Below are 12493 nucleotides of genomic sequence, written 5' to 3'. Positions count from 1 at the left end.
CGCTATCCGCGTCTGACCACGCCCGCCTCGTGGGCGGCGATGGCCGCCTCCACCCGGTTGCGTACCCCGAGCTTGCCGAGGATCGCGCTCACGTGTGCCTTGACGGTGCCTTCGACCAGGAACAGCTCCGCGCCGATCTCGGCGTTGGAGAGCCCCGCCCCGAGGAGGGCCAGCACATCGAGCTCGCGTTTGGTGAGCCGGTCCACGACCTGCGGCGACGGCGTCTCCCGCGCCGCGGGTCCGTCCCGCAGCACACCGATGACCCGGGCCGCCACGTGCGGCGAGAGGTAGGCGCCCCCGGCGGCCACCGCCAGCACCCCGTTGAGCAGTTCGCGGGGGTCGTCGGCCTTCAGCAGGAATCCGCTGGCACCCTCGTGCAGGGCACGGGAGATGAACTTGTCCTCGCCGAACGTGGTCAGCATGATGACGGCCGCTCCGGGGCGGTCGCGGTACATCTGGGCGGCCGCGTCCAGGCCGTCCATCCGGGGCATCTGGATGTCCAGCAGGGCCACGTCGGGCCGGTGCACACGGGCCAGCTCGACGGCCGCCTGGCCGTCGGCCGCCTCGGCGACCACGTCCATCCCCGGGTGCCGCGCCAGGATCGCGCGCACCCCCGAGCGGATCATCGCTTCGTCGTCGGCGAGGAGAATCCGCACCGGTGGTTTGTCCTGAGGCGTCTCTTGCGTCTCTTGCACGAGGACGAGCCTAGTACCGCGCACGCCCCGGCGGACCGGCGCGAACGCCCCGATCAGCGCCGCCGGCCGACCTCTTGCCCAAGGGAGTGGCACCACCCCTGACGAAAGTAGGTGGTGGTCATGGCGAACGATCGATGTGTGAAGTCCCCCCGCTTCCTAGGGTGGAAGCAGTTCGAGTAAGCCGAAGGGAAAACCTGTGATCACGCTGCGAGGCCTGACCAAGCGCTATGGCGAGACCGTCGCCGTGGACGGCTTGACGCTGGACATCAAGGAAGGCCAGGTGACCGGCTTCCTGGGGCCCAACGGCGCCGGCAAGTCGACCACCATGCGCATGATCCTCGGCCTGGACCATCCGTCCGAGGGCGAGGCGCTCATCGACGGGAAGCCGTACTCCTCCTTCCGCCACCCGATCCGCGAGGTCGGCGCGCTGCTGGACGCCAAGGCGCTGCACCCCGCCCGCTCCGCGCGTGCCCACCTGGTGGCGCAGGCCCGCAGCAACGGCATTCCGCTGAGCCGGGTGGACGAGGTGCTGGAGACGGTCGGTCTGGCCAAGGTGGCGCGCCGCAGGGCGGGCGCGTTCTCCCTCGGCATGTACCAGCGACTGGGCGTGGCAGGCGCACTGCTCGGCGACCCGAAGGTGCTCATCTTCGACGAGCCGGTCAACGGCCTGGACCCGGACGGCGTCCGCTGGGTGCGTGAGCTCGTGCGTTCGCTGGCCGCGGAGGGCCGGACGGTCTTCCTGTCCAGCCACCTGATGAGCGAGATGCAGCTGACCGCCGACCAGTTGGTGATCATCGGCCGGGGCAAGCTGCTGGCCGACACCCCGATGTCCGACCTGCTGGCCAACAGCTCGCTGGCGTCGGTGCGGGTGCGCACCCCCGACCCGGACAGTCTGCGCCTGCTGGTCGACCACCTGCTGCGGGACAGCGATGTGAACGTGGAGTCGTCCGCGGCCGACGAGATCGTCGTGCGGGGCCGCAACGTCGAGGAGGTCGGCGACCTGGCCCACGGACTCGGCGTCAGGCTGCACGAACTGCGCAGCGTCTCGGCCTCGCTGGAGCAGGCGTACATGGAACTGACCGCGCAGAGCGTGGAGTACGGGACGGGCAAGACGGTGTTCGAGGAATCGGGTTCGAAGGAAATGCAGGAGGCGGGAGCATGAGCGCCGTATCGACCGCCGACCGGAGCGACAGCGCGACGACCAGCCACACCGGTGGCGGATTCGCCGGAGCGTTCACCGCGGAGTGGACCAAGCTGTGGTCCATCCGGACACCTTATGTCTGCCTGGTGGTGGGGCTGGTCGTCACGGCGATCTTCACCTTCTACTACGGGTCGATCGCCCGGATCAACGACAAGCCGATCCAGCCGGTCGGCAACGCCCCGGTCTCCTCGGCCATCCTCACCCAGTTCGCCCTCGTGGTCCTCGCGGTGACCATCGTGACGAGCGAGTACTCCACCAGCAGTGTGCGGACCTCGCTGCTGTGGGTGCCGGTCCGGCACCGGGTGCAGATGGCCAAGGCGCTGCTGAGCGCCCTGGTGGGCTTCGTCATGGGAGTGGTGTTCGGCGTCCTGGGCGTCGCGCTGGCCTGGAGCCCCTTCCGCGGGCACGCCAGCTTCGACATGTCCAAGGTGATCTACCAGATCCTCGCGATGGCCATCTACTGCGCCCTCATCGGGGTGATGACGGTAGGTGTGTCGTTCGCGCTGCGGACCGCGGCGGGAGCGGTGTCGGTGCTCTTCTTCGTGATCTCCGCGCTGCCCAGCATGCTGGTCGGCCTGGGCGGTCCGGTGCTGATGGCGATCAACGACTACATGCCGCAGACGGCGGGCGGTTACCTCATGCTCGGCAATGGCAAGGCGCCCTATCCGATCGCGGTGAGTCTCCTGGTCATCGTGGCCTGGGCGGTCGCGGCCCATGTGGCTGGCGCCTACGTGCTGCGGCGCAAGGACGCCTGACCTGCGGCGTCCACCCAACTCCAATGCCCGGTACGACCGTTCCCCCGACGGTTGTCCCGGGCATTGGTATGCGCGACCAGCGCAAAACTCCCCAACATTACATATGGGGTCCGCCTCCGCGTGTCTACACCGGGCAGCAGGGACATGGTTGGTTTGTCGGAGGACTTCTACGTCTATCTGTGTATAGAGTGTGGGCGGTCTATTGATGAGTCGGGGAGCGCTACAGGGGGGTTCTCAAGGACAACGGGAACCGTGTTCGCGACGTGGCCGGCCGTTGGCCGGCCGGGGTGTTGTCGAGTCCGGTAGCGCGTTCTCAGCGTCCAACCGTCTGTAGTTGGCTCAAAAGTGCACGGTTCGCAGCGGCTTGCACGCATATTGGCTGTTCAGTGAATCGGGCTCGAACAGGGGGAGCCAGATGCAGAGAGTGCATTTCACGATGGACGACTTAGCACAACTGAAAGTCCTGCCCACGGTCGGTCCTGTGGCCGAGGCGGTGTTCGCCACCGAGTTGCTGAGGCGCGGCGGAGGCGGAGCGGCCTTCTCCAAGTGGAGGGACGACGTGAGCCTGCGGATGCGCCGCATGCCGCCGGGCCCGACCACCCCACGACAGACCGGACCGCCCGCGGCACGTACGGGCACCGGTGGTACCTGGCTGTTCGACCTGCTGGATCAGCAGACGGCGAAGGGCGGCGAGGGGATCACACCGGACCCGGTGGTACGGCGGATGCTCGAACTGGGTGTCAGCCCCTACTGGGGAAAGGTGCGCGCCTACCTGCAGATGGATCGCGAGTTCCGGTGCCGGATGATGGCCGGTGGCGGGATCGAGACCATGCTCAGCAACCTGCACACCTGGATGGGCTGGCGGCCGCCGTCCCTGACGATCGCCGCGGGGCGCGGAGAGGAGATCCATCTCGACGGCCGGGGCCTGAAGATCGTGCCGTCCATGTTCATCGACCGGCCGCGTATCTTCACCAGCCGGCGGGGTGAACCGCGCACGCCCGTACTCGTCTATCCGACGATCCTGGACGCCACCGTGGCCAACGCGTTGTGGGACGCACCCGGTACCGACGCCCGTGCCCTTGCCGCACTGGTCGGCCGTACCAGGGCGAGAGTGCTCGAAGCGCTGTCCGAGACGTGCAACACCAGCGAACTGGGCCGGAGGCTGGGCATATCGCCCGCGGCGGCCAGCCAGCACGCCACGGTGCTGCGCGGGGCTGGGCTGGTCACCAGCCGCCGGCGCTTCAACACGATGCTGCACTCGCTGACACCGCTGGGCTCCGCCCTGGTCACCATGGGCAGCCCTGTTCCGAAACCGTTCACGGATCAGGAACCGGCACTGAGCGCCGCACGGTGACCGCGGGGTGGCCGCCCCCTCACCGAGGCGGCCACCCCGTGTACCGGCGCAACCCGTAGACCAGCGGCCTGGGCGGTGCGGACGTCAGGGGACGCACGCGCCGCACGCCGCCGAACACGACCATGTGATCACCCACCGTCTCACACCGGTGGATCTCACAGTCGGCGACCGTGTGGGCCTGGTCGACCAGGTGGGGCAGACCACTGTCCTCAGCGGACCGCCACAGGACACGGTCGAACCTGTCGGGTGCGCCGGAGCTGAACAACTCGGAGGTGGCACGGGCGTCCTCATGCAGCAGGTTCACCGCGAAGCCGCCGTACGCCAGGATCGCCTCCAGAGTGGGGCTCGCGCTCCTGACGCAGGCCAGCAGGACCGGTGGGTCCACGGAGACACTGCACAGCGACGAACACGTCAGGCCCACCGGGGCGCCGTCCGGTCCGACGCTCGTGAGCACGGCCACTCCGGAGGGAAAGCTCGACATCAGGGCGCGGAATTCACCGTCCGTCGCCGTCGTGTGCTGCGGAGTCCTCACGCCGTGCCACGCCACCTCTCACGGATCGACGAATCTTCCAAGGGGCTGTCGTCGCACGCCTGCCAGGGATTACGGGACAGCCCTAAGGTCGCGGCGCAAGCTTTGCGACGTCCGGTTCACTTTGTCACCTGCTTTCAACGAGTGATTAATGACGCACCCCGCCGACCCGCCGGCCCGCGTTGTCCTTCACCTTCTCCTTAATCAGCCCCCGGTATTTCCTTCGAGCCCTGTTACGGCCCATCCAGATTCGTATACTCCGGTCCTGTGCGCCCGACAATGCGGTGCGCTGACGGAACCGAAGGAGCCATAACGATGAGCGTTAACCCTTTTGAGGATCCCGATGGTGTCTACCTCGTCCTGATCAACGACGAGGGCCAGTACTCGCTCTGGCCCTCGTTCGCCGAGGTCCCCGACGGCTGGACGGTCGCGCTCACGGAGACCGACCGGCAGTCCGCCCTGGACTACGTCAGCACCAACTGGACCGACATGCGCCCCAAGAGCCTTGTCGCGGCCATGGAAGGCGCCTCGCGCCAGTGATACGCGGTTCGTCAGCTGAAGCAGCCGGGGGCGGCAGTCGCCCGAGAAACGGGGGTTGAAGTGTCCGCAAAGCCACACCCGACGTCGCCGTCGGCCACGGAGCCGGTGATGGTGCCGACCATGGTCCCGAGATGGGCGGCGTGGGGCGCCGACGGGGACACGGTGGGCGAAGAGGTGGTGCCGCTGCCACCCAGCCTGCTCGACGCCCTCCACCGGCTGTCCGCCGACGAATCCGTCGAGATGGAGACGCTGCTCCTGGCACCGCTGGTGAAGGTGCTCGGCGACCTCGCCGCGGAGCGGCTCGTCGCCGTCGGCCTTCGCACACCGCGGTCCGCGGACCCGGCGGCCCTCCGCGCCTTCCAGGCGGAGTTGCCCGACGGCAGCTGGCGCGACCTGCTGGCCGTGGTGGCGACGAGCCGGGCCCTGAGCCTCGCCCGCCGCGGCGGGGCTCCCGCCCAGCCGTTCGACATCGTCCTGGACCTCTTCCCGGACGGCGCTCCCGGCACCTTCGCGGAGCTCGCCGCGGACACCTCGCTCCAGATATCCGTGGTGACCGGCGACCGGGCCGCGCTCCGTCTGCGCCACCGCACCGGTGTCATCGACGCCGCCTACACGCGCCGGATCGGCGGCTACTTCCGTGCCGCCCTGGACCACCTGGCGGCCAGTCCGGGCAGCGATCACACCGACCTGGACCTGCCGTCGCCGCAGGAGCGCGCGCACCACCTCGACGGGCTCGCGGGCCCCGTCGTACCACTTCCCGGCACGATGTTCCCCGGACTCTTCGAGGAGCAGGTCCGCGCCCGCCCCGACGACATCGCCGCCTCCCGGAACGGCACCAGCTGGGACTACCGCACCCTCAACGCCGCCGCCAACCGGATCGCCCACGCCCTCCTGCGCGACGGCCTGCGGCCCGAGGACGTCGTCGCCGTCGTCATGGACCGCACCCTCGAATGGGCGGCCACCGTGCTCGGCGTCATGAAGGCCGGCGGCACCTACCTGCCGGTGCGCCCCGACTTCCCCGCCCAGCGCGTCTCCACCCAGCTCCAGCGCAGCGACTGCCGGTTCGTCATCGCGGAGGAGACCGCCCGCGAACTCGTCCGGGCCACCGACCCGGAGGGGCGGTACGCCAGGACCGTCCTGTTCACCGACGACGTGCTGCGCGGCGAGGACGACCCCGGCGACCCGGGAACGGAGATCGGGCCGCGGCAGTCGGCCTACGTCTACTTCACCTCGGGCTCCACGGGAGCGCCCAAGGGCGCCCAGTGCGAACACGCCGGGATGATCAACCACCTGTACGCCAAGATCGACTCCGTCGGTCTGCGCGCCGGGGACGTGGTCTCCCAGACCGCCTCCCAGTGCTTCGACATCTCCCTGTGGCAGCTGATCGCCCCCTGGCTGGTCGGCGCGGCCGTGCGGATCGTCGACACCGACACCCAGCTCGACCCGGAGCGGTTCCTCGACGAACTGGCCGCCACCGACGTCTCCGTCGCGCAGCTGGTCCCCTCCTACTTCGAGATCCTGCTCGGCCTGCTGGAGCGCACCCCGCGTGACCTCGGCGTACTGCGCTCCATCTCCATCACCGGCGAGGCCCTCAAACTCGATCCGGTCCGGCGCTGGTTCGCGGTGCAGCCCGGCGTCCAGCTCGTCAACGCCTACGGCGCCACCGAGGTCAGCGACGACACGATGCACGAGGTGCTCACCGCCGCTCCCGTACGCGACTTCGTCTCGGTCGGCCGGTCCCTGCGCAACGTCCGTACCTACGTCCTGGACGCGCGCGGCCGGCTCGCGCCCCTCGGAACCCCCGGAGAGATCGTGTTCTCCGGTGTGTCCGTCGGACGCGGATACATCAACGACGAGGACCGCACCCGGGAGGCGTTCGTCCCCGACCCGTACTTCCCGGACGAGCGCATGTACCGCACCGGCGACTTCGGCCGCTGGCTTCCCGAGGGCACCATCGAGTACCTCGGCCGGCGCGACCAGCAGGTCAAGGTCCGCGGATTCCGCATCGAGATCGGCGAGATCGAGAACAAGCTGCGCAGTGCGCCCGGGGTGCTCGACTGCGCCGTCGTCGTCGACCCCGGCGCGGGAACGGGCGGCGACAAGAGCCTCGCGGCCTTCTTCGTCGCCTCAGACCCGGCCGTGGAGGAGCAGACGCTGCGGAGCCACCTGTCCTCGCTCCTGCCCGACTACATGGTTCCCGCGCACATCCACCGCCTGGACTCCATGCCGCTCAACGAGAACGGCAAGATCAACAAGCGGATGCTCGCCGAGCTCGCCGAGACCCTCGGCCACGCCCTCGGCTCGCGCACCGCGCCCAGCACGCCCACCGAGCGGTGGCTCGCCACGGAATGGGCCGAGGCGCTGGGCGTTCCCCTGGAACGCATCGGCCGGGACGACCACTTCTTCCGGCTCGGCGGCACCTCGCTCACCGCGGTGCGGCTCGTCGTCAAGCTCGACCGGGCCATCGCGCTGAAGCAGCTCATCGGGACGCCGGTCCTGGCCGACCTGGCCGCCCTCCTCGACGCCGGCGCGGACGCCCGGCCGACCGAGTACGGCCTGCTCCAGCCGCTGGCGGACCAGGTGCCCGAACCGCTGGCCACGCTGGTCTGCTTCCCCTACGCGGGAGGCAACGCCGTCAACTTCCGGGTGCTGGCGGAACGGCTGGCGGAACACGGGATCGCCGTGCTCGGCGTGGAGCTGCCCGCCCACGACTTCACCGGCTCCCCGGAGCAGCCCCAGGAAGTCCCCGAGATCGCCCGCCGCGTCCGCGACGAGGTGCTCCAGCACGTCACCGGCCCCGTGATGGTCTGGGGCCACTGCGCGGGCAGCGCGCACGCCCTGGCCACCGCCAAGCTGCTGGAGGAGAGCGACGCGGAACTCACCGAGGTCTTCCTCGGAGCGCTGCTCCTCGACTCGGTCGCCGACCTCCGGGCCGAGATCGACGAGGTCAGCGCACTCACTCCGCGGCAGATCACCGAGCGGCTCATGGTCGACAGCTCCTACGTGGAGCTGGACCGGCTCAAGCCGGAACGGGCCACCCTCGTCGGCTCCGCCTACCAGCACGACGTCCGCTCCACCAACACGTATCTGATGGAGCTGCACGCCGACCCGGCGCCGCACCGGGTCAGCACCCCGGTCCATGTCGTGATCGCGACCGACGACCCCACGACGAAGGGCGGCGACCAGCGGTACCGCGACTGGTCGGCCATCGCCGGTGAACTGCACCTGCACGAGCTGGCCGGGGGCGGACACTACTTCGCCGGCACCCGGGCCGCGGACACCGCGGCGATCGTCGCGGGGGTCCGCGCGGCGGCCGGTCCGCCCGCCGCCTGACAACGCCTGACGTGAGGAGGGGCCGCCCGGGAACACCGGGCGGCCCCTCCTCGCGTCCGGGCCTCCTCAGGTCCGGGCCCTCCTCGCGTCAGGCCCCGCGGACCCGCCGCACGGCTGACGAAGGAATTCACCTGATTAACCCCTGCCTGAAAGACGCTGATGGAATTCGCCCGACGAGTTCCGCCGACGGGCCGGAGCCGCCCGGATCACCAGGTGCGCGGAACACTCCGTACACCCGCGGCAGGCTGGTAAGAGGCCAGGAAACGGGCCTTCTTCGGCCGATCACGAAACGCTTGACGCTGTCTTCCAGGGTCAATTAGCTTCGGCACGGCCCATGGTCGGAAAACAACCCAGAGGAACTGGGAAAACGACAACCACCGAGTTCTCCTGCCGCCTCGAACGAGAGCAGGCAGCGTGAATTCGGTATTTCGTTTCCGCTTCCTCGCATCTGACGCTCTGTGTCGAGGAGTGAAGGGACACCCGTGGTGAACGCGCGCTCGCAGTCCATCGAGGACATCCTGCCTGTGACCCCGCTCCAGGAGGGAATGATCTTCCACCACGTCTACGACGAGGACGCGCCGGACGTCTACGTGGCCCAGATCGTGTTCCACCTCGACGGCGAGCTCGACCGCGACGCCCTGCGCACCGCCGCCCAGGAACTCCTGCGACGGCACCCCAGCCTCCGCTCCGGACTCCGCCAGCGCCGCTCCGGCGAATGGGTCCAGATCATCCGCCGGAAGGTACGGCTGCCCTGGCGCGAGAGCGACCTCGGCCACCTTCCCGACGCGGAGCTCGACCAGGCCGTCACAGCCGAGGCCGACCATGACCGGACGCAGCGCTTCCGGCTCGGCGACGCACCACTGGTCCGCTTCACCCTTCTCGACCTCGGCCACAACCGCTACCGCTTCGTCCTCACCGCCCACCACGTGGTCGTCGACGGCTGGTCGATGGCGGTCCTGCTGCGCGAACTCATCGCCCTCTACCGCAACGGCGGCGACCCCCGGATCCTGCCGCCCGTCCGCTCGCACCGCGAACACCCCGACTGGCTGCGCACCCGGGACGAGGACGCCTCCCGGGCAGCCTGGCGGGAGGCGCTCGCCGGTGTCACCGAGCCGTGCCTGCTCGTCCCCGGAGCCGACCGCACCCCCGTGGTGCCCGAGCGCGTCGACTTCACCCTGGACGACACGTCCGGCACCGCACTGACCGAACTCGCCCGTGCCAAGGGCGTCTCCATGAACACGGTGCTCCAGTGCGCCTGGGCCCTCGTCCTCTCCCACCTCACCGGCCGCCAGGACATCGTCTTCGGCGTGACGGTCTCCGGGCGCCCGCCCGAGCTGGAGGGCGTCGAGAACATGGTGGGCCTGTTCATCAACACCGTTCCCATGCGCCTGCGTCTCAGGTCGCATGAACCCCTCGCCGACCTGCTCGTCCGCATCCAGCGCGAACAGGCCCGGCTCATGGACCACCAGTACCTCGGGCTGAAGGAGATCCAGCGGGCCGCGGGTGTCGATGAACTCTTCGACGCGGCCATGGTCTTCGAGAACTTCCCCCGCACCGCCGACGACGCGGACGCCGGGGTGCTGCGCGTACGCGACGTGGACTCCCGCAACGCGACCCACTTCCCCCTGACGCTCATCTCCGGCGTGGGGGAGAAGGTCGGCGGACGGCTCGTCCACCGGCCCGACCTCTTCGACACCGAGCGCACCGAGGCCATCATCGGCACGCTCCTGCGTGTCCTGCGGACCATCGCCGACTCGCCGGATCTTCCGGTCGGGCGGCTGGATGTGCTGGCGGTGGATGAGCGTCGCCGGGTGCTGGAGGAGTGGAACGATACGGCGGTCGAGGTGCCGGGGGTGTCGTTGCCGGTGCTGTTCGAGGAGCAGGTGCGTGCGGTGCCGGATGCTCCGGCGGTGGTGTGCGGTGAGGTGTCCTTGTCGTATGCGGAGCTGGATGGCCGGGTGAACCGGCTGGCTCGTCTGCTGGTGTCGCGTGGGGTGCGGCCGGAGTCGCGTGTGGTGGTGGCGCTGCCGCGGTCGGCCGAGGTCGTCGTCGCCCTGCTGGCGGTCCTGAGGGCGGGCGCGGCCTATGTCGCGGTGGACCCGGAGTACCCGGCCGAGCGCGTGCGCTACATGGTGGAGGACTCGGCACCCGTGCTGGTGCTGACGGCCTCGGGAACCCTGGACGGGACCATCCCGGACGTGCCCGTGGTGGAGCTGGACGACGCAGGCGTCCTGGCGGAACTGGCCACGCTCGCAGCGGAGCCGCTGGGCGTGGTGCCGGACCTGTCGTCCGCGGCGTACGTGATCTACACGTCGGGTTCGACGGGGCGCCCGAAGGGCGTCGTGGTCCAGCACCGCTCGTTCGGCGCGTACCTGCTGCACAGCCGCGGCACCTACGCCGGAGCCGACGGCAGTTCCCTGCTGCACACCTCCGTTTCGTTCGACCTGACGGCGACCGCCCTGTTCGCGCCCCTGGTGTCGGGCGGCTGCGTGCGGCTGGGCGACCTGGCCGAGGCCGAGGGCGCGACCCTGCTGAAGATGACGCCCAGCCATCTGGCCCTCCTGGAGGGGCTCGACGCGTCGGTGGCGCCGTCGCGGACGCTGCTCGTGGGCGGGGAGGCGCTCTCCGGCGAGCTGCTGGGCCGGTGGCGCGAGCGCCACCCGGACGTGACGGTCTTCAACGCGTACGGCCCCTCCGAATCCACCGTCACCTGCTGCGAGTGGCGGCTGGAGCCGGGGGACGCGACGCCGCGGGGTGCGGTGCCGATCGGGCGGCCGTTCCCGAACACGCGGGTGTATGTGCTGGACGGTGCGCTGCGGCCGGTGCCGGTGGGGGTGCCCGGTGAGCTGTATGTGGCCGGGAAGCCGCTGGCCCGTGGGTATCTGGACCGTCCGGCGCTGACGTCGGAGCGGTTCGTGGCGTGCCCGTGGGGTGGCGGGCGGATGTACCGCACGGGTGATGTGGTGCGCTGGCGTGCCGGAGGTGTGCTGGAGTTCGTCGGCCGTGCCGACGACCAGGTCAAGGTCCGCGGCTACCGCATCGAGCTCGGTGAGATCGAGACGGCCCTGGGCCAGTGCACCGGTGTGTCCAGGAGCGTCGCCGTCGTCCGCGAGGACACCCCCGGGGACCGCCGGCTCGTCGGATACGTGCGCCCGGAACCGGGTGCCGTCCTTGACCCGGCCGCGCTCCGCGCCGACCTCGCGGACCGGATGCCCGACTACATGGTCCCCGCGGTCGTCGTCGTCCTCGACGAGATCCCGCTGATGCCGAACGGCAAGGCCGACCGCCGGAAGCTGCCCGCGCCCGAGTACGCGGCCGTCGGCATCCGTGGTCCGCGTTCGCCGCGCGAGGAGATCCTGTGCGGTCTGTTCGCGGATGTGCTGGGTGTGGAGCGGGTCGGTATCGACGACGGCTTCTTCGATCTGGGCGGTCACTCGCTGCTGGCGACCCGTCTGGTCGGGCGGGTGCGGGCGGTGCTCGGGGCGGAGCTGTCGATCCGGCAGCTGTTCGAGACGCCGTCGGTGGCGGGGCTCGCGCGAGTGCTGGACGGTGCGGCCACGGGGCGTCCGGCGGTGCGGGCGATGGCGCGTCCGGAGCGGGTGCCGCTGTCGTTCGGGCAGGAGCGGCTGTGGTTCCTGCACGGTCTGGAGGGTCCGTCGGCGACGTACAACGTGCCGATGGCGGTGCGGTTGAGCGGCCCGCTGGACCGCGGGGCGCTGCGGGCGGCGCTGGATGACGTGGTGGCCCGGCACGAGAGCCTGCGCACGGTGTACGGCCAGGACGCGGGGGGCTCGTACCAGGTGGTGCTGGGTGCCGGGGCCGAGGTGCCGTGGCGCGAGGAGACGGTGGCGGAGCCGGCCCTTCCCGGGCGACTGGCCCTGGAGGCGGCGGGCGTTGTCGCTCTGGGATCCGAGGTGCCGTTGCGGGCCGTGCTGTTCTCGTTGTCCGACGAGGAGCACGTCCTGTCGTTGGTGTGTCATCACATCGCCATGGACGGCTGGTCGTTGCGTCCGCTGGTGCGTGATCTGACGGTGGCGTACGAGGCGCGGCTGGGCGGCGGGGCTCCGGTGTGGACCGCGCTGCCGG

Annotated in this window: 8 protein-coding genes; 6 read left to right on the top strand and 2 right to left on the bottom strand. The window is 70.2% G+C overall.

Annotation, left to right across the window (positions count from 1 at the left end; translation table 11 throughout):
* Positions 1-2: 2 nt before the first annotated feature.
* Positions 3-695 (bottom strand): response regulator, encoded by a 693-nt coding sequence (locus ACFVWY_RS31255; protein ID WP_389878264.1) that lies wholly within the window; start codon positions 693-695, stop codon positions 3-5.
* Between the two features lie 196 nt (positions 696-891).
* Between ACFVWY_RS31255 and ACFVWY_RS31250 the strand changes: the two genes are divergently transcribed.
* The 3 genes from ACFVWY_RS31250 (at position 892) to ACFVWY_RS31240 (ending at position 4005) form a co-directional block, all read left to right on the top strand.
* Complete coding sequence (locus ACFVWY_RS31250; RefSeq protein ID WP_389878262.1) at positions 892-1857, top strand: ABC transporter ATP-binding protein; 966 nt, start codon at positions 892-894, stop codon at positions 1855-1857.
* Complete coding sequence (locus ACFVWY_RS31245; RefSeq protein ID WP_389878261.1) at positions 1854-2651, top strand: ABC transporter permease; 798 nt, start codon at positions 1854-1856, stop codon at positions 2649-2651. The genes ACFVWY_RS31250 and ACFVWY_RS31245 overlap by 4 nt, the downstream gene beginning before the upstream one ends.
* 424 nt (positions 2652-3075) lie before the next feature.
* Positions 3076-4005: an ArsR/SmtB family transcription factor gene (locus ACFVWY_RS31240; protein WP_389878259.1), complete on the top strand. Its 930-nt coding sequence runs from the start codon at positions 3076-3078 to the stop codon at positions 4003-4005.
* A gap of 19 nt (positions 4006-4024) precedes the next feature.
* Here the strand turns inward: ACFVWY_RS31240 and ACFVWY_RS31235 are convergent, their stop codons facing one another.
* Positions 4025-4537 (bottom strand): flavin reductase family protein, encoded by a 513-nt coding sequence (locus ACFVWY_RS31235; protein WP_389878257.1) that lies wholly within the window; start codon positions 4535-4537, stop codon positions 4025-4027.
* A gap of 312 nt (positions 4538-4849) precedes the next feature.
* Here ACFVWY_RS31235 and ACFVWY_RS31230 point away from each other — a divergent pair, with 312 nt between their 5' ends.
* The 3 genes from ACFVWY_RS31230 to ACFVWY_RS31220 all read left to right on the top strand — a co-directional run.
* Positions 4850-5074 (top strand): MbtH family protein, encoded by a 225-nt coding sequence (locus tag ACFVWY_RS31230; protein ID WP_389878255.1) that lies wholly within the window; start codon positions 4850-4852, stop codon positions 5072-5074.
* A gap of 120 nt (positions 5075-5194) precedes the next feature.
* The gene (locus ACFVWY_RS31225) at positions 5195-8407 is read left to right on the top strand and encodes an amino acid adenylation domain-containing protein (RefSeq protein ID WP_389878254.1); all 3213 of its coding nucleotides are present in this window, start codon (positions 5195-5197) and stop codon (positions 8405-8407) included.
* Between the two features lie 482 nt (positions 8408-8889).
* On the top strand, positions 8890-12493 hold a 3604-nt coding region (locus tag ACFVWY_RS31220), incomplete at its 3' end, for an amino acid adenylation domain-containing protein (RefSeq protein ID WP_389878252.1).

The sequence above is a fragment of the Streptomyces sp. NPDC058195 genome (assembly GCF_042883525.1).
In the GTDB taxonomy this organism is placed as follows: domain Bacteria; phylum Actinomycetota; class Actinomycetes; order Streptomycetales; family Streptomycetaceae; genus Streptomyces.
This window is presented reverse-complemented; position numbering and strand designations above follow the sequence as displayed.

Bases quoted from the DNA above. Each gene is read 5' to 3' on its own strand.
- ACFVWY_RS31245 (WP_389878261.1), top strand. From the start codon at position 1,854: ATGAGCGCCGTATCGACCGCCGACCGGAGCGACAGCGCGACGACCAGC.
- ACFVWY_RS31230 (WP_389878255.1), top strand. From the start codon at position 4,850: ATGAGCGTTAACCCTTTTGAGGATCCCGATGGTGTCTACCTCGTCCTG.
- ACFVWY_RS31225 (WP_389878254.1), top strand. From the start codon at position 5,195: ATGGTCCCGAGATGGGCGGCGTGGGGCGCCGACGGGGACACGGTGGGC.